The 25074-nt window shown below is 73.9% G+C and carries 18 protein-coding genes; 13 read left to right on the forward strand and 5 right to left on the reverse strand.

The window, feature by feature from the left end:
* Positions 1-267 precede the first annotated feature (267 nt).
* The 11 genes from DDW44_RS08555 to DDW44_RS08610 all read left to right on the forward strand — a co-directional run bounded on the left by DDW44_RS08555 (position 268) and on the right by DDW44_RS08610 (position 18145).
* Entirely contained in the window at positions 268-1323 is a 1056-nt protein-coding gene (locus DDW44_RS08555; RefSeq protein ID WP_017944863.1) for a mechanosensitive ion channel family protein, read from the forward strand.
* A gap of 484 nt (positions 1324-1807) precedes the next feature.
* Positions 1808-3433, forward strand: a complete 1626-nt coding sequence (locus DDW44_RS08565) for a ricin-type beta-trefoil lectin domain protein (protein ID WP_108906049.1) — start codon at positions 1808-1810, stop codon at positions 3431-3433.
* Between the two features lie 404 nt (positions 3434-3837).
* Complete coding sequence (locus DDW44_RS08570) at positions 3838-5145, forward strand: 6-phospho-beta-glucosidase (protein ID WP_108906050.1); 1308 nt, start codon at positions 3838-3840, stop codon at positions 5143-5145.
* Between the two features lie 26 nt (positions 5146-5171).
* Positions 5172-6332, forward strand: coding sequence for an N-acetylglucosamine kinase (locus tag DDW44_RS08575; protein ID WP_108908765.1), 1161 nt, complete (start codon positions 5172-5174; stop codon positions 6330-6332).
* A 393-nt stretch (positions 6333-6725) separates the two neighbouring features.
* Positions 6726-8168: a hypothetical protein gene (locus DDW44_RS08580; RefSeq protein WP_208647947.1), complete on the forward strand. Its 1443-nt coding sequence runs from the start codon at positions 6726-6728 to the stop codon at positions 8166-8168.
* 23 nt (positions 8169-8191) lie between these two features.
* The gene (locus DDW44_RS08585; RefSeq protein ID WP_108906051.1) at positions 8192-9364 is read left to right on the forward strand and encodes a glutamate ABC transporter substrate-binding protein; all 1173 of its coding nucleotides are present in this window, start codon (positions 8192-8194) and stop codon (positions 9362-9364) included.
* A gap of 243 nt (positions 9365-9607) precedes the next feature.
* Positions 9608-10894, forward strand: a complete 1287-nt coding sequence (locus DDW44_RS08590) for a coiled-coil domain-containing protein (protein WP_108906052.1) — start codon at positions 9608-9610, stop codon at positions 10892-10894.
* Between the two features lie 280 nt (positions 10895-11174).
* Positions 11175-13871 carry a serine/threonine-protein kinase gene (locus DDW44_RS08595; RefSeq protein WP_108908767.1) on the forward strand — a complete coding sequence of 899 codons (2697 nt, stop codon included), beginning with the start codon at positions 11175-11177 and terminating at the stop codon, positions 13869-13871.
* Between the two features lie 85 nt (positions 13872-13956).
* A complete protein-coding gene (locus DDW44_RS08600) occupies positions 13957-15405 on the forward strand; it encodes a protein phosphatase 2C domain-containing protein (protein WP_108906053.1) in 1449 nt (482 codons plus the stop codon).
* A 94-nt stretch (positions 15406-15499) separates the two neighbouring features.
* Positions 15500-16858 (forward strand): vWA domain-containing protein, encoded by a 1359-nt coding sequence (locus tag DDW44_RS08605; protein ID WP_108906054.1) that lies wholly within the window; start codon positions 15500-15502, stop codon positions 16856-16858.
* A 102-nt stretch (positions 16859-16960) separates the two neighbouring features.
* Complete coding sequence (locus tag DDW44_RS08610) at positions 16961-18145, forward strand: FHA domain-containing protein (RefSeq protein WP_108906055.1); 1185 nt, start codon at positions 16961-16963, stop codon at positions 18143-18145.
* Between the two features lie 6 nt (positions 18146-18151).
* Here the strand turns inward: DDW44_RS08610 and DDW44_RS08615 are convergent, their stop codons facing one another.
* Positions 18152-19159: a methyltransferase domain-containing protein gene (locus DDW44_RS08615; RefSeq protein WP_108906056.1), complete on the reverse strand. Its 1008-nt coding sequence runs from the start codon at positions 19157-19159 to the stop codon at positions 18152-18154.
* A gap of 182 nt (positions 19160-19341) precedes the next feature.
* Between DDW44_RS08615 and DDW44_RS08620 the strand changes: the two genes are divergently transcribed.
* Positions 19342-19746 (forward strand): globin, encoded by a 405-nt coding sequence (locus DDW44_RS08620; protein WP_017944851.1) that lies wholly within the window; start codon positions 19342-19344, stop codon positions 19744-19746.
* Between the two features lie 334 nt (positions 19747-20080).
* On the opposite strand, the gene DDW44_RS08625 is transcribed toward DDW44_RS08620, so the two are convergent.
* From DDW44_RS08625 to ettA, 3 genes are read right to left on the reverse strand one after another with little or no spacing between them, the layout of a single operon-like run.
* Positions 20081-20749 carry a DUF8010 domain-containing protein gene (locus tag DDW44_RS08625; RefSeq protein ID WP_108906057.1) on the reverse strand — a complete coding sequence of 223 codons (669 nt, stop codon included), beginning with the start codon at positions 20747-20749 and terminating at the stop codon, positions 20081-20083.
* Positions 20746-21183 (reverse strand): acyl-CoA thioesterase, encoded by a 438-nt coding sequence (locus DDW44_RS08630; RefSeq protein WP_108906058.1) that lies wholly within the window; start codon positions 21181-21183, stop codon positions 20746-20748. Before DDW44_RS08630 ends, DDW44_RS08625 begins: the two co-directional genes overlap by 4 nt.
* Before the next feature lie 12 nt (positions 21184-21195).
* Positions 21196-22860, reverse strand: a complete 1665-nt coding sequence (ettA, locus tag DDW44_RS08635; RefSeq protein ID WP_017944848.1) for an energy-dependent translational throttle protein EttA — start codon at positions 22858-22860, stop codon at positions 21196-21198.
* A 229-nt stretch (positions 22861-23089) separates the two neighbouring features.
* On the opposite strand from ettA, the gene DDW44_RS08640 reads away from it, so the two are divergent.
* Positions 23090-23620: an HAD domain-containing protein gene (locus tag DDW44_RS08640; protein ID WP_108906059.1), complete on the forward strand. Its 531-nt coding sequence runs from the start codon at positions 23090-23092 to the stop codon at positions 23618-23620.
* A gap of 85 nt (positions 23621-23705) precedes the next feature.
* On the opposite strand, the gene DDW44_RS08645 is transcribed toward DDW44_RS08640, so the two are convergent.
* Positions 23706-25064 (reverse strand): Cys-Gln thioester bond-forming surface protein, encoded by a 1359-nt coding sequence (locus DDW44_RS08645; protein ID WP_244224193.1) that lies wholly within the window; start codon positions 25062-25064, stop codon positions 23706-23708.
* Positions 25065-25074 lie beyond the last annotated feature (10 nt).

Genomic DNA, 25074 nt, shown 5'->3' on the forward strand with positions numbered 1-25074 from the left:
TTCCTTTCGGCGACGGACGGCAGCGGCCGGATCACGCCGGACGCGAGGTCGCCGCGGTGAGGCGCGTCTCTCCCCCGTGGTGAGCCGCGTCTGCCCTTTGTGGTGAGGCGCGTCTCCCCCTTGTGGTGAGCCACGCCTCGCTCTTGTGGTGAGGCGCGTCTCTCGCTCGCGGTGAGCCTCGTCTCTCCCTTGCGGAGAACGCCGGAGGCACGGCGTATGCCCCGATAGTGTGGATGGTCCGCCGATCGCACACCCGGAGGTTCCCCCGTGTTCCTGGCCGCCGATCCGTCCGATCCGCCCGTCAGTCTCGACGAGGCCGCCGAGCGGGCCAACGAAGCTGCCGGATGGGTGGAGCAGAACTGGGCCACCTGGCTGAACGTGGGCCTGCGGATCCTGCTGATCGTGGTGATCGCGATCATGCTGCGCATCGCCGTCCGCCGCGCGCTCACCAAGCTCATAGAACGGATGAACCGCAGCGCCCAGGCCGTGGAGGGCACCGCCCTCGGCGGGCTGCTGGTGAACGCCGAGCGGCGCAGACAGCGCTCCGAGGCGATCGGCTCGGTGCTGAGGTCGGTCGCGTCGTTCGTGATCCTGGCCACGGCGGGTCTGATGGTCCTCGGCGCCCTCAACATCAATCTGGCCCCGCTGCTCGCCTCCGCCGGAGTCGCGGGCGTGGCCCTCGGGTTCGGCGCGCGGAATCTGGTCACCGACTTCCTCTCCGGCGTCTTCATGATCCTCGAGGACCAGTACGGAGTCGGCGACACGATCGACGCGGGGGTCGCCTCGGGCGAGGTGATCGAGGTCGGCCTGCGGGTGACCAAGCTGCGCGGCGCCGACGGCGAGATCTGGTACGTCCGCAACGGCGAGATCAAGCGGATCGGCAACCTGAGCCAGGGCTGGGCGACCGCCTCGGTGGAGGTGAACGTGCCGCCGGCCGAGGACCTGGGCCGGGTGCGCGAACTCATCGAGGAGGCCGCCACCGCCATGGCCAAGGAGGAACCCTGGAACGAGCGGCTGTGGGGTCCGGTCGAGGTCCTGGGCCTGACCGAGGTGCTGATCGACCGGATGACGGTCTCCGTGTCCGCCAAGACCATGCCGGGCAAGGCGCTGGGCGTGGAGCGCGAGCTGCGATGGCGCATCAAGCGCGCCTTCGACGAGGCGGGCGTGCGGATCGTCGGCGGACTGCCCCAGCAGGCCGGCGGGGAGCAGGCGGCGAGCGACCCGACGGCGGGCATGGCGGCCCCCTCCGCATACGCCTCCACCACGTCGCCGCAGTCGGTGGCGGCGTCCCCGATCTCCCCGCCGGCACCCCTGTCGAAGTAGGTCCGCGACCGGGGCGGCGCTCTCCCCGCGGCAAGTGGCGACGCGGCCACGCCGCCATGCGCCATGCGGTCATGCGGTCATGCGGTCATGCGGTCATGCGGTCATGCGGTCATGCGGTCATGCGGTCATGCGGCGACGGTCGCCGATCCGTACGGCGACGGCTACCCGGTTCCCTGCCGAACCCGCTCTGCGGCGGCGGCCCGGTTCCGGCGGGTCCGATCGGGCGCCGCGCCGGGTCGAGCAGCTGCCCGGACCCCGCGAGATTCCGGGGCATCACCTCCCAATACCGCCCCGGCGCGGGGAGCTTACCGATGGAAACACTTTTCCTCGGCGCGTCCGTTCCCGCACCATGAGGTCTTCTCAACCGCAATACGAGGTAGAGGAGTTGAGCGGGGCGGCGCCGTTCCCCGTAATCCCCCGTAACCAACGCCTCCGTGGCGCCCGAAGCACCACGGGCGCGGAGGCGCAGTAAGTGAGGGGTCCGATGCCGGAACTGCAGAAGGCCGTTTCGACGACGGCGTCCTGGGAGAGTGGCTGTGCGAACGCCACGGACTCGGAACTCGCCGAGCGCGTCCGCTCGCAAGGTCCGGTCGACCACCGGGCCGAAAACGAACTGAATCAGCGTCACCTCGCGTACGCCGTGGTCTGCGCACAGCTGTGCACCCGGGGCCGGGTGGCCGCCGACCGGCTGGCGCGTGAGGCGCTGAAGCGGGCGGCCGAGGCCGCGCGCTCGGGCGTCGACCCCTCCGGCACCTGGCGCGACTTCGTCCTGACGTGCGTGCACCACACGGCCCTGAGCTGGGCCCGGGGCGGCAGACGGGCCCTGCTCGCCCCCTCCTTCCTCAGCTGGGCGGACGGCCACGGCGAGAGCGGGGCGGACGGCCACAGCAGCGGCGGACGTCCTGCCGGGCCGCCGGCGAAGCCGGGGCAGCAGCAGGCGCTCCGCGAGGGCTTCTTCGCCCTCCCCGAGGCCGCCAGGGGCGTCCTCTGGTACTCGCTGGTGGACCGGGAGCCGGACGAGAGGGTCGCGACCTACGTCGGCGTGGCAGCGGGCGATGTTCCGGCCCTCCGGGCCAGGGCACGGGAGTCCCTGCACGCCGCCCTGCTCCAGGCTCACGCGGAGCGCGCCGGGGACACCCGCTGCAACGGCTTCCGGCGCCTCGTCGAGGCCGCGGCGGTCGCCGGCGACAGCCCCCGCTGCGGCGACCTCACCCTCCACCTCGACACATGCCCGGCCTGCGACGGGCTGCTGACGCAGCTGATCCTGCTCGCCGACGACCTGCGCACGGCACTGGCCGACGGGCTGCTCGTCCTGGACGGAGCGGCCTACGCGTCCGCCGTCGCGCGGGGGCTGCACACGCCGGACTCCGGTCCCCCGCCGAGCGGAGGGGCGGAGGACGGGGGCGGCGCGATGTGGGACCCCGGCCCGGCAGCCCGCCCCCTCCCCCGGCGCCGGCCGGGACGCGGGGTGCGCGTCGCCGGTGCGGTGGCCGCGGTGGCCGTCGTCTCGCTCCCCCTGCTGCTCGTCGCCGAGCGCCACTCCGGAGAGCAGCCCGGGCCCGGCCGCGGCCGGGCCGAGGACCGCCCGTCCGCCTCGGCATCGCCGAGCGGGGCCACCACCGCACCCGCGCAGCCCGAGTCCGGGATCACGGCTCCGCCCGGCGCTCTCGTCTACGGACGGATCGTGCACGCGGGCAGCGGGCTGTGCCTGGACATCGAGGACGGAGTGATCGTCAAGCGGGGCGGCACCGTGGTGGCCCGATGCACCCAGGCCACCACGCAACGATGGGCTCTGGACGCGCAGGGACGGCTCCGCAATCTCCACGACTCCACGTTCTGCCTGAAAGCGGACGGGGACGACGCGGAGGTCGGCGTCCGCCCGTGCGACTCGGACAACCCGGAGAAGCTGGGCAAGATGGCCTTCCTCCTCGAACCGGTGGGCCCGATCCGGCCGAAGTCCGACCCGAAGGTCGCCCTCGTCCCGGACCCGGACTGGGTGGTGAACCCACGGCCTCTGGAGCTTCGGGCCGCGACCGGCGGCAGCGACCAGAGGTGGACCGTGGAGTCTCTCGCCTCGCCCACACGGGGCGGGGCAGCGGCCAGGCCGTGACGACCGGCGCGGGACCGAGAGGCCTGCCCGGCCACCGGAGGAACATGCGCTCCCTCGGCTGCGCCCAGCCCCGCCCGGGCACCGGGAGCGCCCCGGCGGACACCCGCGACGAAGGCTGCGACGCCGTCCTGCGCGGTGCGCCCGCCGTCCACCCACCGTCCGTCCACCCGCCGGGCCGGGCGGCGGGCCGCGTGGCGGTATCACCGTGCGAGGGCTCTCCCACGGCCGGAAGCCCTTCAGCGGAGCGCGCCGGACGGACGCGAACCCGGCGGCGGGGGCGTCCGTGATGGTGACGGCGACCGTGATGGTCATGGCGCCGGTGACGGTCGGGTACTTCCACCCGGAGAGCGCTCGTCGAGGGCGTCGCACCGACACATCGACCGGAGTGAAGGGCTGAGACGCACATGCCGCAATCCACCGTGGGCCACCCCCCGCTCCCCCGGCAGGCGAAGATCGCCGTCGTGGGCGGCGGCTCCACGTACACACCCGAACTGATCGACGGATTCGCCCGGTTGAGGGAGGCCCTGCCGCTCCGCGAGCTGGTGCTCATCGACCCGGCAGCCGATCGGCTGGACCTGGTCGGCGGGCTCGCCCGGCGGATCTTCGCCCGCCAGGGCCACCCCGGGACCATCTCGACCACCGGCGACCTGGACGCGGGAGTGGCCGGTGCCGACGCCGTGCTGCTGCAGCTGCGCGTCGGCGGTCAGGCCGCACGACAGCAGGACGAGACCTGGCCGCTGGAGTGCGGCTGCGTCGGGCAGGAGACGACGGGGGCCGGCGGGCTGGCCAAGGCGCTGCGCACCGTGCCGGTGGTACTGGACATCGCCGAACGGGTGCGGCGCGCGGCCCCCGACGCCTGGATCGTCGACTTCACCAACCCGGTCGGCATCGTGACCCGTGCGCTGCTCCGCGCCGGGCACCGGGCCGTCGGGCTGTGCAACGTCGCGATCGGCCTGCAGCGGAAGTTCGCCGCGCTGCTGGACACCGCCCCGGGCGAGGTGCACCTGGACCACGTGGGCCTCAACCATCTGACCTGGGAGACGGGTGTCCGGCTGGGCGGCCCGGAGGGCGAGAACGTCCTGCCGCGGCTGCTCGCCGCGCACGGCGACACGCTCGCCGGGGACCTGCGGCTTCCGCGCGAGATCCTGGACCGCCTCGGCGCGGTGCCGTCGTACTACCTGCGCTACTTCTACGAGCACGACGCGGTCGTACGGGAGATGAAGGCCGGGCCGCCGCGGGCCACGGAGGTCGCGGCCCTGGAGGAGCGGCTCCTGGAGATGTACGGCGACCCGTCGCTGGACGAGAAGCCCGCACTGCTCGCCCGGCGGGGCGGCGCCTACTACTCGGAGGCCGCCGTGGACCTCGTCGCGTCGCTGCTCGGCGGAACGGGCAGCCCCTACCAGGTGGTCAACACGTACAACGACGGCACGCTGCCGTTCCTCCCCGACGACGCCGTCGTCGAGGTGCAGGCGGCCGTCGGCACCAAGGGTGCCGCGCCGCTGCCGCCGCCCGACGTCGATCCGCTGTACCGCGGGCTGATCGCGAGCGTCACGGCCTACGAGGAGCTGGCGCTGGAGGCGGCGCTGCGCGGCGGCCGTGACCGCGTCTTCAAGGCGCTGCTGGCCCACCCCCTGGTCGGCCAGCACGCGTCCGCCGAAGCGCTGACGGAGCGGCTGGTCGCACACAACCGGGAGCACCTCCCGTGGGCGTGAACGATCCGGCCGCGCGCGTCCCGGCCGTGCCCGGCTCGGGGCCGCGCCGCCCCCCGGCCACGGTCCTCGCCATCGACGCCGGCAACAGCAAGACGGACGTGGCGGTGGTCGACGCGGAGGGTTCGGTCCTGGGCTCGGCCCGCGGCGGCGGATTCCGGCCACCGAGAGCGGGTGCCGCGGCGGCACCGGACAGACCGGACAGACCGAACGGAGGGGCCGGACCGGACGGAGGCGCCAGACGGGACGAACCGGGCCAACTCCATGCACTCCACGCGCTCCACACACTCACCGGACTCGACGGACTCGACGGACTCGACGGACTCGACGGCACGGTCCGGCAGGCCCTCGGCAGCGCGGGGCTGAGCTCCGTCACCCATGTCTCCGCCTGTCTGGCCAATGCCGATCTCCCAGCCGAGGAGGCGGAGTTGGCGGAGGCCGTACGGGCCCGCGGCTGGGGTGCCAGCAGCGAGGTCCGCAACGACACCTTCGCGGTCCTGCGGGCCGGGGTCGACGAGCCCAGGGGCGTCGCCGTCGTCTGCGGTGCGGGCATCAACTGCGTGGGCATGGTGCCGGACGGCCGTACCGCGCGCTTCCCGGCCGTCGGCAGGATCTCCGGGGACTGGGGAGGGGGCGCGGGGCTCGCGGAGGAGGCGCTGTGGTTCGCCGCGCGGGCCGAGGACGGGCGCGGTGCACCGACCGAACTGGCCCGTACGCTGCCCGCGCACTTCGGTCTGCCGTCGATGTACGCACTCGTCGAGGCGCTGCACCTGGGACGTCTCGCCGCGGGGCGCAGGCACGAACTCACCCCGGTCCTGTTCTCGACCGCCGCCGCCGGCGACACCGTCGCGGGCGCGATCGTCGACCGGCTCGCGGAGGAGGTCGTCCTGATGTCCACGGTGGCACTCGGCCGGCTCGGGCTGCTGGACGAGGAGGTCCCCGTGGTGCTCGGCGGCAGCGTGCTCGCGGCGCGGCACCCCCGGCTCCTCGGCGGGATCGAGGAGTTGCTCGCCGCCCGTGCGCCCAAGGCGGTCGTCTCCGTGGTGACCGCGCCGCCCGTGCTGGGCGCGGCGCTGCTGGGCCTGGACCGCCTCGGGTCGCCGGCCGCGGCACGGGCCCGGCTGCGGTCGCGGTACGGCGAACAGGCCTCCGCGGTAGGGGGATCAGGCGCTCCGCCGCCGGGCCGCTGAAGCCGGGCCCTGCCGATCCGCCGAAGCCCGACACCGTTGGGGGGAACCGGGCCGCCGGACCGCTGAAGCCGGGCACCACCGGGTGGCACCCGCACCCACGGCCGTGCACCCCCGCCCACGGCCGTGCACGCCCGCGCACGCTCGCGTACGCCCGCGCACCCTCGCGTGGTCCGGCGCACCGGACCACGCGGCCGGACGGAACCGATCGGCCGTCGGCGGCGTATTCAGGACGGAGGTACCGGCAAGGGGCGGCATTGACGCGACACGCCGGATGACACAAGATCCAGTGAACCCCGGGTGTGGAATGTCCGCTCCTGCGGCCATACTTCTGGCCGGAAGGTGTTCCCCGCCCGCGGGAGGTGGCACGCCGTCAGTGACCGAGGGGGAGGTCAGGTGACACACACGCCGAGCGCGGCGGGCCCGCCCGCGCCGCCGGTGCCGCATGTCCCGGCACAGCCGCGCCCGGCGCCCGGCCCGGGGTCACCGCCCTCCTCCGACCGGTCGGCACGGCCTGCGGGACCACCCGCGCGGCGCAGCGCCTGGGCGGAGACGTCGTCGCGGCTGCGCGCCGCCGCGACGACGGAGCCCGGCCGGCTGCGGATCATCGGCGCCGTACTGGCGGCGCTGGTGGTGGCGTTCGGCGCCGTGACGGCGGTCGAGATCGCCGACCGCGCCGCATCGGCCGACGCCGTGGTCGACCGCAGCCAGCCGCTCAGCGCCGACGCGGCGAGCATCTACCGCTCCCTCGCCGACGCCGACACGGCGGCCGCCAGCGGCTTCCTGGCCGGGGCGCAGGAGCCGGCGGCGGTGCGGGAGCGCTATCGCAAGGACATCACCGGTGCCTCACGACTGCTGGTGAAGGCGGCGGCGAACACGGACGGTTCGACGGACTCGCGCCGCTGGATCGCCACGCTCAACGAACAACTCCCCCGCTACACGGGACTGGTCGAGCGGGCCCGGGCCAACAACCGCCAGGGCCTCCCCCTCGGCGGCGCCTATCTGCGGTACGCGAACGAGCTGATGACGACCGAGCTGCTGCCGGCGGCGGAGAAGCTGTACGAGGAGGAGACGGCCCGGCTCGACGACGACCACGGCGACGCCCGGCCATGGCCCCTCCTGTCGCTGGGCCTGGGAGTGGTGGCGCTCGGCGGTCTGGCCTGGGCACAGCGCCGCAACTACCTCCGCACGAAACGGGTGTTCAGCCCCGGGCTGCTCGCCGCCACCGCCGCCTGCACGGTGACGCTGCTCTGGCTCGGCGCCGGGCACGCCCTCGCGCGAGCGGGGCTCGACGAGGCCCGGGCCGAGGGGCAGGAGTCGCTGGCGGTCCTCAACGACGCCAGGATCAGCAGCCTGAAGGCCCGGGCCAACGAGAACCTGACCCTGGTGGCCCGCGGTGCGGTGCTCACCGAGGACGGCAAGGGCGACAAGTACGAGACGGACTACGCCGCGGGCATGAGCAGGCTCACCGCGTCGCTCGGCCGCGCCGGGCAGCTCGCCGGCGACGGTGCGGGCCGCGCACCGGTCGCCCGGGCCGTCTCCGCGGCCTCGGAGTGGAGGAGCAGGCACCGGCAGGCCGGTGAGAGCGACCGGGCGGGCGACTACGACGGTGCGCTGGCCAAGGTGATCGGCGGCGAGGGCTCCACCGGCCAGTGCTTCGACCGGGTGGACGCCGCGCTGGAGAGGGCGCTGGCGCATGAGCAGGCCGAGTTCACCGAGGCCGCCGAGGGCGGCCGGGGCGCGCTGGCGGGCCTGCCGGCCGGCGCGGCCGTGCTGGCGGCCCTCGGCGCGGCCGGCGCCGTCCTGGGCATCGGCCGGCGGCTTTCGGAGTACCGGTGAGAGGGGGAGGGATGACTGACCCGATGCCCGGTGCGACACCGGACGGCACGACGAAGGCGACACCGGGCGGCACGACGAGCGCAGCACCGGACATCACCACGAACGCGTCTCCGGACGGCACGACGAACGCGACACCACAAGCCAAGACCGGGGCCACGGCCGCGGAAGCGGCCCGGCCGCGCCGCCCGCACCGCATCGGACACCTCGCGCCGCGGCTGCGCGGCTGGGGCGGTGTCGCCGGGATGGCGGCGGTCTGTGCGCTCACCGCCGCCCTCACCCTGCTCCCGCTCTCACGGGGAGGCCCGCCGGGCGGCGCCCCCCCGGGTGCCGGCCCGGCGGCCGCGCCACCCGCGAAGGCCGACGACTGCACCAGCCCGGAGGCGTCGCTGCGGCCGTCGTCGGCGGACGGCCCGGCGATCGAGGAGATCAAGCGGCGCGGGCGGCTCATCGTCGGCATCGACCAGAACAGCTACCGCTGGGGCTACCGCCGGGCGGACGGCGAGCTGGAGGGCTTCGACATCGACCTGGCCCGGGCGATCGCCCGGGACATCCTGGGAGACCCCGAGAAGATCATCTTCCGGGCGGTCCCGACCAACCGGCGGATCGCCGCGCTCGACAACGGCACCGTGGACCTCGTCGTACGGACCATGACCATCAACTGCGCCCGGATCAAGCAGGTCGCCTTCTCCACGGCGTACTTCCGCACCGGCCAGCAGGTGCTCGCGCCCCGGCAGTCCCCGATCACCGGCTTCGACGACTCCCTCAAGGGCCGGCGGGTCTGCTCCGCCGAGGGCTCGACGGCCTACGACGCGCTGGAGAAGGACTCGCACGGAGCGCTGTTCCGGGACGAGGACGACGACGGTCCCGGCGACCGGAACCGGCTGACGGTCCCCAACCAACTGGACTGCCTGGTCCGGCTGCAGCTCGGCGAGGTGGACGCGGTCGTGACGGACGCGGCCCTCGCCGCGGGCCAGGCCGCCCAGGACCCGTCCGTCGAACTCAAGGGCGACGGGCCTTTCACCACCGAGTACTACGGCGTGGCCGCCAGACTGGGCAGGGACGACCTCGTCCGCAGGGTCAACAAGGTGCTGGAGCAGTACCGGGCGGGCCCCTGGACACAGGCGTACGTCAAGTGGCTGAAGGAGGACCTGCCCGGCATAACCGGCCCCCCGGCGCCGAAGTACCGGGAGGATTGACGCGCCGTCCGGCAGGCCGCCGGAAGCGGCCGAAAGTCAGTCGGGACCCAGTCGGAGTCAGTGGGGAGTCAGTCGGGAGTCGGTCGGGGGTCGGTCGAGAGTCAGTCGGGAGTCAGTCGGGACCCGGTCGCCGGGAGCGTGCGGCCCGGCGGGAAGGCCGCACCGGCGGGACGCCGGGCGGTGGTGGCGAGTACACGAGCGGAGAGGTGATCGATGGGCGTCGCGGGACCCCCCGGGCCGGTAATGGACCGGGACGAGGTGGACCGTGCGCTGGCACGGCTCCAGGAGGAGCACGAGGCGATCGAGACCTCGCTCCTCGCCCTCCAGGACCATGCGGGCCGCAGGCTCCTGGAGGGAGCGGAGCTGACGGGCGTCACCAAGGACCGCTGGGCCTCCACCGAGCAGGCGATCGGGCTGCTGTGGGGCTACTTCGAGGCATACGCGGGGGCGTTGCGCTCGGCGCGTGAGGTGCGGTCCCGGCGCCGCTGGCCGAGCCGGGACGACCTGGTGGCGCTGACGGACCGGCTGCGCGGCCCCAGCGTCACCGTCGCCAGTGCCGCGGCCCACCCCGCGCCGTCCGTGGGCGGCCCCGCCAAGCTCTCCGAGCGGTTCACGCTGGAGGGACTGGTCAGCCGGATGAACACGCTGTACGCCCGCTCCCTGGACGTGGTGGTGGCCGCCGACACGGTGTGGTCGGCACTGCCCGCGCGCATCGACCTGCTCGCCGCGGAGTTGCAGCGGACCCGTTCGCTGGCCCACTCGGTGGGCGTGCGGCCGGGCGAGCACCCGGCGGGCGACGAGCTGGAGTCCATCACCCGGGAGCTGTCCGCGCTGCGGGCGCAGGTCGTGTCGGACCCGCTGGCGTTCTGGTCGCCGGCGACGGCGAGTTCGGCGCCCGGCGGCGGCCGTCCCGACACGGGACGCTACGACCGGGCGGCGCGTTCGCTGGAGGACGTCCGCCGTGAGATCGAGGCGGTCCTCGCGGTGCGGCAGGACTCGGAGACGCGGCTCCTGCGGCTGCGGGACGTGCTCTCCCGCGCGGACCGCACGCTCACCGAGGCGCGTGCCGCACGGGGCGAGGTGCTGGCCAAGATCGCAGCGTCCGAGGTCCCCGCGGTCAGCGGCCCGCCGACCGTGCTGCAGGAGCGGCTGGCGGCCGCGGCCGAGTACCGCAGGCACGCCCAGTGGCACCGGCTGTCGCCGCTGCTGGAGTCGCTGGAGCGGGAGGCCGAGGACGAACTGATGCGTGCGCGCGAGTCGTTGACGGCCGTGACGGCACCGCTGGCGGTCCGTGCGGAGCTGCGCGGCCGGCTCGACGCGTACAAGGCGAAGGTCGCCCGGCACGGCATGGCCGAGGACCCGCTGCTGATCGAGCGGTACGACGTGGCACGCCGGATGCTGTGGAGCGCGCCGTGCGACCTGCGCGCCGCCGAGCAGGCGGTCCTGCGCTACCAGCGTGCCGCGGCCGAGGTCCTGGTCCCGCGGCAGCAGGGGTCCGTGGACGGCCCGGGCCACCGGGGGGAGTCGTGATCCGCGCCCGGACCGGCAGCACGACGCGGATCCCGTCCGCGTCATCGGGGACCGGGCCGGCGAGCAGGCAGGGGGAGCCGTGAGTGACCTGACGACGTGCAGCCGCCCGGGCTGCGACGGGGCGTACGAGGACGTCGGTGGCGGCCGGCTCTACTGCGGCACCTGCGGACTCGCCCCCGAGACCGGGCAGGGTGCCACACCCCCGGCCGCGGTCTCCTCGGCGGCCCACTCCGGCGCCTCCGCACCCACACAGGCCTGCCAGCGCCCGGGCTGCGACGGGGTGTACGAGGACGTCGGTGGCGGCCGGCTCTACTGCGGCACCTGCGGGCTCGCCCCGGTCGTCGCGCGGAGCGGCGGGCTGTCGTCGCCGCCCACCGGAGCCACGGGAGGCGGCGCGAGCGGGAACGGGAGCGGCGGCTCGGGACACGGCAGTTCGCCGTCGGGATCCCGCTCGTCGCGTTCGCCCCGCTCGTCACGTTCGGCCGGGTCGTCGCGCTCCTCGACGTCACGGCGGTCGGTCTCGGGCCGGCTGTCCCGTTCGCTGTCCGGGCGCGGCTCGGACCGCTCGGTGTCGGTCCGCAGCTCGGGCTCCTCGGCCTCCTCGTCGGGCCGGCACCGACTGGGGGCGGGGCTGGTCTCGGTCCCGGACGTGCCGCGCCCCGACCCGCGTTCGGCGGTGATGGCGGAGCCGGAGGTTCCGGAGCGGAAGCGATTCTGCAGCCGCGGCGACTGCGGAGCACCGGTGGGCCGTGCGCGCGGCGACCGCCCGGGCCGCACCGAGGGCTTCTGCACCAAGTGCGGCCATCCATACTCGTTCGTTCCCAAACTGCGCGACGGCGACGTCGTCCACGGGCAGTACGAGGTGATGGGCTGTCTGGCCCACGGCGGCCTGGGCTGGGTCTACCTCGCCGTGGACCGGGCGGTGTCCGACCGCTGGGTCGTCCTCAAGGGCCTGCTGGACACGGGCGACCAGGACGCGATGGCGGCAGCCATCTCGGAGCGCCGGTTCCTCGCGGAGATCGAGCACTCCAACATCGTCCGCATCTACAACTTCGTCGAGCACCTGGACCAGCGGACCGGCTCCATGGACGGCTACATCGTCATGGAGTACGTGGGGGGCAAGTCCCTGAAGGAGATCGCCAACGAGCGGCGCACCCCCGACGGCAGACGCGACCCGCTGCCGGTCGAGCAGGCGTGCGCCTACGGCATCGAGGCGCTGGAGGCGCTCGGGCATCTGCACAGCCGGAACCTCCTGTACTGCGACTTCAAGGTCGACAACGCCATCCAGACCGAGGACCAGCTCAAGCTGATCGACATGGGCGCCGTGCGGCGGATGGACGACGAGGAGTCGGCGATCTACGGCACGGTCGGCTACCAGGCACCGGAGGTGGCCGAGGCCGGCCCGTCGGTCGCCTCGGACCTCTACACGGTGGCCCGCACCCTGGCGGTGCTGACGTTCGACTTCCAGGGCTTCACCAACGTGTTCGCGGACTCCCTCCCGGACCCGGACAACATCGAGGTGTTCCGGACGTACGAGTCGTTCTACCGGCTCCTCGTCCGCGCGACCGACCCCGACCCGGCGCGCCGGTTCGCCTCCGCGCAGGAGATGGCGGACCAGCTCACGGGCGTGCTCAGAGAGGTCGTCGCGCTGCAGACCGGCCGGCCGCGCCCGTCGCTGTCGACCCTGTTCGGCCCGGAGCTGCGGGTCACGGACACGGAGCTGTTCGCCGAACTCCACGGCGAGGTCTCGGTGCTGGGCGCCGGGCGGCCCACGCGCCGGGGCCGCGGCACGTCCCGGGCGGCGCCCGCCCCGCGGGCACCGGGCTCCGTCGGCGGCCCGGCGCCCGGGAGTCACCCCTACGCGGCGGGAGCGGGAGCCGCCGGACCGGAAGCGGGAGTCGCCGGACCGGGAGCAGGTGCCGCCGGACCGGAAGCGGCGGGGAGCCGCGCCTCCGGCGTCCCGCATCCGTACGCCCCCGGCCCGGCAGGCGTCCCGTCGCAGGCGGCGCCTCCCGGACCGCACGGGGAGCCGGCGGCGGCGCGGCAACCGCACCTCGCGGACCTGGACGTCCGCGCGACCGCACTCGCACTGCCGGTCCCCCGCGTCGACCCGAGCGACCCCAACGCGGGGTTCCTCGCCGGTCTCCTGGCCTCCGCGCCGGCCGAACTGCTCGCCGCGCTGCACGGCGCGCCCGCGAACTCCCCGGAACTGCGGCTGTGCGAGCTGCGGGCGCGGCTGGAGCTGGGCGAGCTCACCTCGGCGGCCGCCGCCCTGGCCGATCTCGAGGCCGGGCACCCCGACGACTGGCGGGTGGTCTGGTACCGCGGCGTCGCCTCGCTCGTCACCGGCGACGACGAGACGGCCGCGCTGTCGTTCGACGCGATCTACGACGCGTTCCCGGGCGAGGCCGCGCCCAAGCTGGCGCTCGCCCTGTGCGCCGAGGTGCTGGGCCAGCTGGACAACGCCGCGGAGTACTACCGCCTGGTGTGGACCACGGACCCGGGCTATGTGAGCGCCGCGTTCGGACTGGCCCGGGTGCAACTCGCGGCCGGCGACCGCACCGCGGCCGTCCGCACGCTCGACTCCGTCCCCGAGTCGTCGATCCACTACACGGCCGCCCGGGTCGCCGCGGTACGGGCACGGCTGCGCCGGCGCGCCGTGCAGGATCCGCTCGCCGACGACCTCACGGCCGCCGCCGACCAGGTCACGGCGCTGGAAGGGCTCGGACTGGACGCGGTGCGGCGTGAGCGGCTGTCCACGGAGGTTCTGGGGACGGCGCTGGACTGGGTACTCTCCGGCAGTGCCGGCGCCCGGCCGGTGAGGGCCGTCCTGCTCGGCAGCGAACTCGACGAGCGCGGACTGCGCTTCGGCCTCGAACGCTCGTTCAGGGTGCTCGCCCGGCTCGCGCAGGACGGCGGGGAGCGCATCGAACTGGTGGAGCGGGCCAACCGCTACCGCCCCCGGACGTGGGTGTGATGCCGCGCCGTCGGGGGGACACGTCCCCGGACGTCCGGCGCAATGACCTGGGCGCGCCCGGCACATCAAGGCGAGGTGAAAGCGAATGACGCCGCAGATGCCCCGGCAGGCGGCCTGCTCGAAGTGCCCCGGATGCGAGGAGCCGCTCGAATCCGGTGATCTGTTCTGCGGAGCGTGCGGGTACGACCTCTCCGCCGTGCCCGAACCGCCGCGGGACCGCCCTGCCGCCGTGCCCGAACCGCCGCGGGACCGCCCTGCCGTGGCGACGGGCACCCGGGTGCACTGGCCCGAGGCGCCCCATGCCCCCGAGACCCCCGGGGCCGGCGGCTTCGGCCGCCCGGGGACGCCGCAGCGGCCCGGAGAGCTGCCGGGTACCGACTCGGGCGGCCGTGAACTGCCCGCGACCCCCGTCCACTTCGACCGCCCCGATGCGCCGCCGGCCTCCGCGGCGGCGCCTCCGCCGGGCCCGCGGGCCGGTGCCGAAGCGCGGTTCGGCCCGGCCGTGCCGGTCGAACCGGCGTCCGGCGGCTCCGGGCCGGCCTCGCCCGACCCCCGCGCCGCCAGGCACACCGGTGGGCACTCCGGCGAGGACCCCGCGGCGCCCCCGCCCGGAGCGAAGCTCTGTGTCGCGTGCCGCGCCGGGCAGGTGGACCCCGACGGCTACTGCGAGCACTGCGGGCACGCCCAGCCGCGCGAGCGCGACCACATGGAGCAGGAGCTGTCCGGCGTGGCCGCGGTCAGCGACCGGGGGCTGCGGCACCACCGCAACGAGGACTCGTTCGCGGTGTCGGCCACGGCCCTGCCCGACGGCTCGCCGGCGGTGATCGCGATCGTCTGCGACGGCGTGTCCTCGGCCACCCGGCCCGACGACGCGTCCTCCGCCGCGGCGCGTTCCGCCAACGAGCACCTGCTGGAGTCGCTGCCCCGGGGCACGCATCCGCAGCAGGCCATGCACGAGGCGATCCTCGCCGCCGCCTCCGCGGTCAACTCCCTGGCTGCGGAGCCCGGTGGGGCCATGGAGCACGACCCGCACCGCCACCGGAACGCTCCCGCGTGCACGCTGGTGGGCGCCGTCGCCGCCGGGGGGCTGCTGGTGGTGGGCTGGGTCGGCGACAGCCGCGCGTACTGGGTCCCGGACGACCGCGGCGGCCCGCCCGCCCGGCTCACCGAGGACGACTCCTGGGCGGCCCAGATGGTCTCCGCCGGCCTGATGAGCGAGGCCGAGGCGTACGCGGACGAGCGCGCACACGCGATCACCGGCTGGCTCGGCGCGGACGCCTATGAGCTGGAACCGCACACGGCCGCGTTCAAACCCGACCGCCCCGGCGTGGTGGTCGTCTGCACGGACGGGCTGTGGAACTACGCGGAGGCGCCGGAGGAGATGGCGCAGATCCTGCCGCCCGACGCGGCGGGCCGTCCGCTGCACGGGGCGCGGGTCCTGCTCGGCCATGCGCTCGACGGCGGGGGCCACGACAACGTAACAGTGGCCGTGCTCCCGTTCGCGGTGCCGCGGCAGGGGGCAGGATCGGTCTGAACCCTGAACACGGTCATGCCCCTCGCCCCCGCGTCCGTTCGGCACCCCTACGCCATGTCTGTCTGCCCAGCTGAGCATCGAGGAGCCAGTTCGGATGGCCACTTTCTCCAAGTCGAACGCGCCGCTGTTCTCGGTCGAGGTGTACCAGAACGAGTTTCTGCCCGAGGGCGGGCGCGAGGTGAACGCGATCGTGACGGTCACCTCCACCGGCGGCGGCACGAACGGCGGCATCCCCCTCACCGGAGCCTCCGCTTCCGCTTCCTCCCTGCCGGGACGGCGGACGGACGCAGCCGTGGTGGTGATGGTCGACTGCTCGGGCTCCATGGACTATCCGCCCACCAAGATGCGCAACGCCCGTGACGCCACGGCCGCGGCGGTCGACACCCTGCGCGACGGCACCGCGTTCGCCGTGGTCTCGGGAACGCACCTGGCCACCGAGGTGTACCCGGGCGGCGGTCGGCTGGCGACGGCGGACGCGACGACGCGGGCCCGGGCCAAGGAGGCGCTGCGCAGACTGAGCGCCGGCGGCGGCACCGCGATCGGCACCTGGCTGCGGCTGGCGGACCGGTTGCTGGGCGGCGCCGACGTGCCGATCCGGCACGGCATCCTGCTCACCGACGGCCGCAACGAGCACGAGACGCCCGAGGCCCTGCGGGCCGCCCTGGAGGCCTGCGCGGGGCGCTTCACCTGCGACGCGCGCGGCGTGGGGACCGACTGGGAGGTCAAGGAGGTCACCGGCATCGCCTCCGCGCTACTCGGCACGGCCGACATCGTCGCGGATCCGTCCGGGCTCGCCGCGGACTTCACCAGGATGATGGAGCACGCGATGGGCAAGGAGGTCGCGGACGTGACCCTGCGGCTGTGGACCCCCGTCGGCGCGGAGATCGCGTTCGTGAAGCAGGTGGCGCCGACGGTCGAGGATCTGACCGGCAGACGCACGGAGGTGGGGGCCCGCTTCGGCGACTATCCGACCGGTTCCTGGGGGGACGAGTCCCGCGACTACCACGTGTGCGTGCGGGTGCCGGAGGCGGGCGTCGGCAGGGAGATGCTGGCGGCCCGGGCGTCGCTGATCATCCCGGAGCCGGCCGGTGGCACCCCGCGGCCCCTCGCCCAGGGGCTCGTGCGGGCGGTGTGGACCGACGACATGGCGGCTTCGACCGCCATCAACCCCCAGGTCGCGCACTACACCGGCCAGGCCGAACTGGCACAGGTCATCCAGCAGGGCCTGGACGCCCGCAAGTCGGGAGATTTCGACAACGCCACCGCGAAACTCGGCCGCGCCGTGCAACTGGCGGCGGCCTCCGGCAACGAGGACACCGCGAAGCTGCTGGCGAAGGTGGTGGACGTCGTCGACGCGGCGACGGGTACTGTGCGGCTGAAGGCAAGGGTCACGGAAGCGGACGAGATGACACTCGAAACGCGCTCCACGAAGACAGTTCGCGTGAAGAAGTAGATCACGCAGCGATCACCGACCAGCCGACAGCGGTCGACAAACGAAAGAGTGCACCAAGGAGTCCGGCCCGCCGCCGGACGGAGGAGAGGGGGAAGCGCCGACATGCCGACCTGCCCGAACGGACACCAGTCGGGTTCCGACGACTGGTGCGAGGTCTGCGGCCATCGCATGGCCGGGGCGGGGGCTCCGGCGGGCGCGGTTCCGCCGCCGGCCCCTTCGCCGCCGCCCGCACCGGGCTACGGGTACCCGGGTCCCGGAGACCCGAACGCCACCGCCCAGGCGGAGCTGTGCCCGCAGTGCCGCACGCCGCGCGAGCCGCTGGCCCCGTTCTGCGAGGAGTGCCGCTGGAACTTCCTCACGAACACGGCGACGTCGTACACCCCGGTGGCCCCGCCCCACCGGCCGGGCCACGGCGGTCCGCCGTCGGGGCTGAACCTGCCGCCCGGCTTCCAGGCACAGCAACCGCCGCGCCCGCCGGACCCGTTCGAGTACCAGAGCTCGCGGCCCTCGCAGGTGAACCGGCCCGCCGAGCCGCTCGGCGGCGAACCCCCGGCGCCCCGCCCGCCGCAGGGAGGACCCCCGCCCCCGCCACCGTTCCCGCGGCCGGGGACGTCCGGTTCCGAGGACGTCTCCGAGTCGCCCGGACAGCAGCGCCCCCCGGGCCCGCCCGAGTTCGGTCTGCCGGCCCCGCCGCAGCACGGGTTCCCGTCCGGCCCGCCGGCGCCCGCCGGCTTCCCGCAGGCCGTCCCCGCTCCGCCGCAGCAGCCGCGGGGCGCCGGTGACGACGACTGGATGCTGTCTCCGCCCCCGCAGTCGCACGCCCCGCAGCGGCCGGGGGGGCAGCCGCAGGCACCCCCACCGCCGCAGAGTCCCTACGAGCCCGCGGGCTGGACGGCGGTCATCGCTCCCGACCGCGAGTACTTCATGGCGATGATGCAGCGCAGCGGCCCCGAGGCGGCCGGGCTGAACCTGCCCGCGTACTCGCCGGAGCAGCAGCTCGCGCTCTCCGGCGACCAGATCACCATCGGCCGCCGCCGGCACTCCACCGGCGAGTCGCCCGACATAGACCTGTCGGTGCCGCCGGAGGACCCGGGCGTCTCGCACAAGCACGCGGTACTGGTCCAGCAGCCCGACGGCTCCTGGGCCGTCGTCGACCAGAACTCCACGAACGGCACCACGGTCAACGGCGCCGAGGACCCCATCCAGCCCTACGTCCCCGTGCCCCTGAGGGACGGCGACCGGGTGCATGTGGGCGCCTGGACGACGATCACCATCCGCCGGGGCTGAGCCCGGTCACCCGGCGGAGCCGGGCGCTTCGAGGGGCCAGGCGTACGGCCCTTCGGGGTCGTCCAGCCACGCCCACTGGCTGTCCCCGCTCACGGTGACCCCGAAGCGCTCCCGCTCCGGCCGGCCCTCGCGCTGCCAGAGCGCGAGCGCTTCGTGCGGGTCGAGTACGCCCGCGGTCAGGGTGAGCAGGAAACGGAACTGCTCGCTCTCCACCACCCGTCGCGGCAGCCCGCCGGTATGCGGCGGGGTTGTCCTGACCTGCCCGCCTCCGCGCAGCGGGACGAAGTACGCGGGCGAGTTCAGAAAGCGCCCCTCCGCGTGCCCCTCGTCCCGCACCCGCAGCACGGCCAGCCCGTTGGCGAGCGGGGCGAGGACCAGCCCGCCCGGCACGCACTGCGGCAGCCAGGCGCGCGGCACCGAGGGCAGGGCGCAGGTGGCGATGACGCGGTCGAACGGGGCGCGCCCGGGGCAGCCGCCGGCACCGTCCCCGGTGATCACGGCCGGGTGGTATCCGGCGGCGGCGAGGTGGTCGCGCGCGGAGTCGGCGATCTCCCGGTCCACGTCGACGGTCGTCACGAGCGGGTCCCCGAGCCGGTGCGCCAGCAGCGCGGCGTTGTAGCCGGTCCCGGTGCCGATCTCCAGCACGCGGTGCCCGTCCGCCGCCTCCAGCGCGTCCAGCATCCGGGCCATCAGGGAGGGCCGGCTTCCGGAGGAGACGAGTTCGCCCTCGCGGATGCGGGTGGCGAGGGGTCCGTCGGCGTACGCGCCCCTCAGCCAGCGTTCGCGCCGGCCCGGATCGGGGTCGCCCGACCAGAGCCGCTCGTACCCGGCGAACGTCGGCACGTAGTAGTACGGCACGAACAGATGGCGCGGCACCTCCGCGAAGGCCGCCCGCCAGGCCGGGTCCCGCAGCACCCCGGTCGCGGCGATCCTTCGCACCAGCGCCGCGCGCGCCTCGGCGGCGGGCCCGGCACAGGGGTCCCGTACCCCGCGCGCGTCCTGGTCCGCTCCCATGCCTCCACTGTGCTGCGGGCCGGCACGGGAGGCGAGCACCTCTGCGCTCACCACGGCGCCGGGCGGTCCCCGCCCGGCCGCGGCGGACCCTGCCCGGTGGCCCGATGCCGCTCCGCGTGCGCCTGCCCGCCGGGGGTCCTAGGGCCCGGGTCCTCCTCCGGTCCGTCTGAGACCATGGAGCGGTGAACGAGATTCCGCGGGGCACGCTTCAGGAGCAGACCTTCTACGAGCAGGTCGGCGGCGAGGAGACCTTCCGCCGCCTGGTGCGGCGTTTCTACGAGGGCGTCGCCGAGGACCCGCTGCTGCGGCCGATGTACCCGGAGGAGGACCTGGGCCCGGCCGAGGAGCGCCTCGCGCTCTTCCTGATGCAGTACTGGGGCGGGCCGCGCACCTACAGCGACAACCGCGGCCACCCCCGCCTGCGCATGCGCCACGCCCCGTTCACCGTCGACAGGGCCGCGCACGACGCCTGGCTCCGGCACATGCGGGCCGCCGTCGACGAACTCGGCCTCTCCGAGGAGCACGAGCGGCAGCTCTGGGACTACCTCACCTACGCCGCGGCGTCGATGGTGAACACGGCGGGCTGACCCTCCCACGGCCCTCCGCGCAATCGGCCCTCCGCGCAGTCGGCACTCTGCGCAATCGGCTCCCCGCACAAGAGGTCACCGCTCCCCGGACCGGCACGAGTCGGCACCGCCCGGTCACTCCGGGCCACCGCCGGCCGGCTTGCGGACGGCCGGAACCGGGACTGCGGCGACGAGGCGGCAAGGCGGCAACCTGAGCGGCCTCCTCCGGAACCGGAGCCGGACCGGCCGGTGGGCGGGCGGGCGGACCGGCGCCCGGTTCCGGTCCGGACGTGCCGGAGCCGCGCCCGAACCGGGCGTGGCCGAAGGGGCCGGCGGGGCCGGGATCAGACCGGGATCAGACCGGGGTGACGTTGAGGCCGCCGAGCCCCGCCCCGCGTACCGCGACCGACCCGAACGGCGTGCGCAGCCTGAGCCAGCCGCCCGCGGCCAGCAGCGCGGGCCCCGGGGCGTCGTCCGGGGTGGGGCGCAGGAAGCCCAGCGACCAGGCGGCGTGGACGGCCCGGAGCGGCAGCCCCGTGTCGCCGAGGGGCCTGGACCAGATCTCGCGGCCGATCCGGTCGCGTTCGGCCCGGGTGCGCCGCCCGGCGGGCAACGCCTCGTCCCGTGCGCGGAATTCGGCGACCGCCGCGGCCACCGCACCCCGCAGCCGGTCTGCGGCGGGCAGGCCCGGAAGCTCTCGCCAGCCCCGCCGGGGAGGCAGCACACCGGCCCACGGGGGTCCGGTGACGGCGGGCGGCACGGCGAGCGTCGAGCCCTCGACGGACTCCAGCAGTTCGCCCGCCGACACCGTGACGTCCAGCTCGACCGGCTCCGCCAGCCGCGCCGTCCGGATCGCGAGGACCTCGAACGACGGCGGCCGGCCGAACACGGCCAGCGCGCCCCCGCCGGCCTGCAGCCGCACCGCGGCCGCCCGGTCGTAGTGGATCAGGCGGCCGAGGAAGGCCGCGAGGTCCGCCGCCTCCCGGGCGTCGGCCAGCCGAAGGGTCTGCACGGGCGCGGTCATGCCGCGAGCGCGTCCTTCACGCCCCGGCCCTCGTCCAGGTACTCCCGGAGGAAGGACTTCTCCTCGGCGGTGATCCGGCGCGGGCGCCCGGCCGCCAGGTCGTACGGGACGACGACGGTCGAGGCCCGTACGTACACCTGGCCGGGGTCCTTGATCTCGTAGGCGATCGTGAGCGACGCCGCGCCGATCTTCGTCACCCAGGACTCGACGGTCACCGGCTCGTGGCGGTGCACGAGCGGACGTACGTAGTCGATCTCATGACGGGCCACGACGGACCCGCCGGAGAACGACGGGGAGCCGTTCCCCGGCGCCAGCCGGAACATGAAGTCGATGCGGGCCTCCTCCAGATAGCGGAGGAAGACCACGTTGTTGACGTGCCCAAAGGCATCCATGTCCGACCAGCGCAGGGGACAGCTGTAGATATGGCGAGCCACGTGCAGCCTGCCTCAGCCCCGGGTGAGCTTCTTGTAGGTGGCGCGGTGCGGACGGGCCGCGTCCGGACCGAGCCGCTCGATCTTGTTCTTCTCGTACGACTCGAAGTTGCCCTCGAACCAGAACCACTTCGACTCGCCCTCGTACGCCAGGATGTGCGTGGCGACCCGGTCGAGGAACCAACGGTCGTGCGAGACGACCACGGCGCAGCCCGGGAAGTCGAGGAGGGCGTTCTCCAGCGAGGAGAGCGTCTCCACGTCGAGGTCGTTCGTCGGCTCGTCGAGGAGCAGCAGGTTGCCGCCCTGCTTCAGGGTGAGCGCGAGGTTGAGGCGGTTGCGCTCACCGCCGGAGAGCACACCGGCGGGCTTCTGCTGGTCCGGCCCCTTGAAGCCGAAGGCCGACACATACGCGCGGGAGGGCATCTCGACCTGGCCGACGTTGATGTAGTCCAGCTCGTCCGAGACGACGGCCCACAGCGTCTTCTTGGGGTCGATGTTCTCGCGGCTCTGGTCGACGTAGCTGATCTTGACGGTGTCGCCGACCTTGATCTGGCCCGCGTCGGGCTTCTCCAGGCCCTGGAGCATCTTGAACAGCGTGGTCTTGCCCGCGCCGTTCGGGCCGATGACGCCGACGATGCCGTTGCGCGGCAGGGTGAAGCTCAGGTCGTCGATGAGGACCTTCTCGCCGAAGGCCTTGCTGAGGTTCTCGACCTCGACGACCACGCTGCCCAGGCGCGGGCCCGGCGGGATCTGGATCTCCTCGAAGTCCAGCTTCCGGGTCTTCTCCGCCTCGGCGGCCATCTCCTCGTAACGGGCGAGCCGCGCCTTGGACTTGGCCTGCCGGCCCTTGGCGTTGGAGCGGACCCACTCCAGCTCTTCCTTGAGGCGCTTCTGGCGCTTGGCGTCCTTCTGGCCCTCGACCTTCAGACGCGCGGCCTTGTTCTCCAGGTACGTGGAGTAGTTGCCCTCGTAGGGGTGGGCGCGGCCGCGGTCCAGCTCGAGGATCCACTGGGCGACGTTGTCCAGGAAGTACCGGTCGTGGGTGATGGCGACGACGGTGCCCGCGTACTTGGCGAGGTGCTGCTCCAGCCACTGGACGGACTCGGCGTCCAGGTGGTTGGTGGGCTCGTCGAGCAGCAGCAGGTCGGGGGCCTCCAGCAGCAGCTTGCAGAGCGCGACGCGGCGCTTCTCCCCACCGGAGAGGTTGTTGACCGGCCAGTCGCCGGGCGGGCAGCCCAGCGCGTCCATGGCCTGCTCCAGCTGCGCGTCGAGGTCCCAGGCGTTGGCGTGGTCCAGGTCCTCCTGGAGCTTGCCCATCTCCTCCATCAGCGCGTCGGAGTAGTCGGTGGCCATCAGCTCGGCGATCTCGTTGAACCGGTCGAGCTTGCCCTTGACCTCGGCGACGCCGTCCTGGACGTTCTCCAGAACCGTCTTGCTCTCGTCGAGCGGGGGCTCCTGCAGCAGGATGCCGACGCTGTAACCGGGCGAGAGGAAGGCGTCACCGTTGGAGGGCTGCTCAAGACCGGCCATGATCTTCAGCACGGTCGACTTGCCGGCGCCGTTCGGGCCAACCACACCGATCTTCGCACCGGGCAGGAAGCTCAGCGTGACGTCGTCAAGGATCACCTTGTCGCCGTGCGCCTTGCGCGTCTTGCGCATGGTGTAGATGTACTCAGCCAAGAGAAACCGTCCGGCAATCAGTGAGTGGGCAGATACACCCCATCTTGCCTGACCGCCACCCCGGGAACGAAACCCGTATGGCGCGGCGCCCGCGACCTGCCCCTTCGCCACCCTGCGGGTAGCCAGTCCATCACTCCCTGTATCCGACGCCGGAGTTGATCCGCCGCGGACGGCCCTCTGACGGCCCGCGGACGGCCTGGCCCGAGGCCGCCCCGGCTATCGTGCCAACGTGACAGGCCCCACGGAGAGCCCCCTCCTGTTCCTCGACGTCGATGGTCCGCTCATCCCGTTCGGGGCATCGCCTGGCCACCGGCACGGCGCCGCTGTGCCTGCCGATCAGGGAAATCCGTTGCTGATGCGGCTCGACCCGGGGATCGGAGCGCGTCTCATGGCTCTGGGCTGCCACCTCGTATGGGCCACGACGTGGATGGAGGAGGCCAACCAGACCGTCGCCCCACGCATCGGACTGCCCAAGCTGCCCGTGGCGCATTGGCCGGACATGGACGCCGACGTGGATGCCGACATGGATGCCGGGAAGGGCCCGCGCGGCCTGCACTGGAAGACCCGCCGCCTTGTCGAGTGGGCCAACGGCCGGCCGTTCATCTGGGTCGACGATGAGATCGGCGCGATGGACCGCCAGTGGGTCGCCGCCGGCCACCCCGGGCCGTCGCTTCTTCACCGTGTCGACCCGGCCAGGGGCCTGGAGGAGGCCGACTTCTCCGCGCTCACCGGTTGGCTCCAAACGCTCGCGCCAAGATGAGGAGCCTGCTGCACACGCGGTTCGCTCCGTCTCGTCGTCGCCCACCGCAAGACGTTGCGCGGCGAAAGGCGCCCCGGCGGTCCTCTCAGTCCTCCGTGGTGGGCGCGGAGGGTGCCTTCCTCCTGCGTACGAACAGCATCACGGCGCCGCCGACCACCACGAGTCCGATGGCTGCGCCCGCGATGACCGGGGTGGCACCGGAGGCGCCGGTCGCCGCGAGGTTGTCGTCGATGCCCGTGCCGCCGGCCGAGAAGGCGCTGGGCTGGGGCGCCGGCTCCTCCGGGACCGGAACGGCGCTGCCGGTGGTCTTGCAGTCCAGCACGCCCTTGAAGTTCTTCGAGAAACCACCCGGCCCGGTGATCGTGAAGTCGTAGGCCTGGTCCTCGGGGACGGGGACGGTCACGGTGCGGGTCTCACCGGGGGCTATCGCATGCTCGAGCCCCTGCAAGGTGAAGGTGAACTTCTCGTCGCCCTTGTTGGTGGCCGTGATGTCGATGCCGCCCCCGGCACAGTTCTTCCTCGCCGTGAGAGCGGGTATCGGGCCCTGCTCGGCCCAGGTGGCGGTGGCCGTCGCGGAGACGCTGGAACGGCTGGAGCCTGCCAGGATCTGAGTCTGGCTCTTGGTCACCCCGGAGAACGCCCGCCCCACCGGCACACTGGTGGTGGCCTGCAGACTCAGCGCGGCGCTGCCGTCGGTGGCACCGTCCGGCACGTCGAAGTACAGCCTGCTGCCGTCGACCGCGGTACTGACGGGGCTTCCCGCCTCGTCCGTCACGATGACGCCGCTGGCCGCGGAGTCCGCGGGCGGTGTCACGGTGACGCGGTCGGCGTCGGTGCGTACCGTGATCGGCCCGAGCCGCCCGCCGGCCTTCCCCGAGACCGCGTTCGGCTCGAGGCTCAGCGAGGCACGGGGCTCCTGGACGTCCTCGGCCTCCTTCTCCAGCCAGTCGGCCAGCTGCTCTGCCGCCGGATCGACTGCTTCGACCTCGGCTCCATCCGAGTACCGCCAGATCGCGACCTGGGTGCCGGCCGCCGCGGTCCGCTCGGTCAGCGGTCCGCTACCGGCCCGTTCGGCCAGCGCCGTCAGGTCGTCGACCTGCGGGTAGGAGTGCTGCAGAATCCACCGGATCTTCCCCGCGGCGCCGTTGGCGCCGAGCGAGGTCTGCTCCCAGGGCGTCTCCAGGTATCTGGCCTGCTCCTGCGTGGGGTTGTGTATGTCCACGCAGTACGTCTTGAGTCTGCCCCCGCCGTCGACGGTCATCTCGAACATCCCGGCGGGCAGTTCGTGCCGCCGTCCGCCGTCGTGCAGGACGGCCCGGTCGAAGGTGGTCAGGCCGTCCAGCGTCGCCGTCGCGCCGCCCTGGTGCTGGGGGAGGTCCTCGGCGGCCGCCGGTCCGGCTGAGGCCATGCCGCCCGCCGCCAGCAGACCGGACACCAGGGCCATCACGGCGAGC

The sequence above is a fragment of the Streptomyces tirandamycinicus genome, assembly GCF_003097515.1.
In the GTDB taxonomy this organism is placed as follows: domain Bacteria; phylum Actinomycetota; class Actinomycetes; order Streptomycetales; family Streptomycetaceae; genus Streptomyces; species Streptomyces tirandamycinicus.

Bases quoted from the DNA above. Each gene is read 5' to 3' on its own strand.
- DDW44_RS08565 (WP_108906049.1), top strand. From the start codon at position 1,808: ATGCCGGAACTGCAGAAGGCCGTTTCGACGACGGCGTCCTGGGAGAGT.
- DDW44_RS08570 (WP_108906050.1), top strand. From the start codon at position 3,838: ATGCCGCAATCCACCGTGGGCCACCCCCCGCTCCCCCGGCAGGCGAAG.
- DDW44_RS08585 (WP_108906051.1), top strand. From the start codon at position 8,192: ATGCCCGGTGCGACACCGGACGGCACGACGAAGGCGACACCGGGCGGC.
- DDW44_RS08590 (WP_108906052.1), top strand. From the start codon at position 9,608: ATGGACCGGGACGAGGTGGACCGTGCGCTGGCACGGCTCCAGGAGGAG.
- DDW44_RS08600 (WP_108906053.1), top strand. From the start codon at position 13,957: ATGACGCCGCAGATGCCCCGGCAGGCGGCCTGCTCGAAGTGCCCCGGA.
- DDW44_RS08605 (WP_108906054.1), top strand. From the start codon at position 15,500: ATGGCCACTTTCTCCAAGTCGAACGCGCCGCTGTTCTCGGTCGAGGTG.
- DDW44_RS08610 (WP_108906055.1), top strand. From the start codon at position 16,961: ATGCCGACCTGCCCGAACGGACACCAGTCGGGTTCCGACGACTGGTGC.
- DDW44_RS08615 (WP_108906056.1), bottom strand. From the start codon at position 19,159: ATGGGAGCGGACCAGGACGCGCGCGGGGTACGGGACCCCTGTGCCGGG.
- DDW44_RS08625 (WP_108906057.1), bottom strand. From the start codon at position 20,749: ATGACCGCGCCCGTGCAGACCCTTCGGCTGGCCGACGCCCGGGAGGCG.
- DDW44_RS08645 (WP_244224193.1), bottom strand. From the start codon at position 25,064: ATGGCCCTGGTGTCCGGTCTGCTGGCGGCGGGCGGCATGGCCTCAGCC.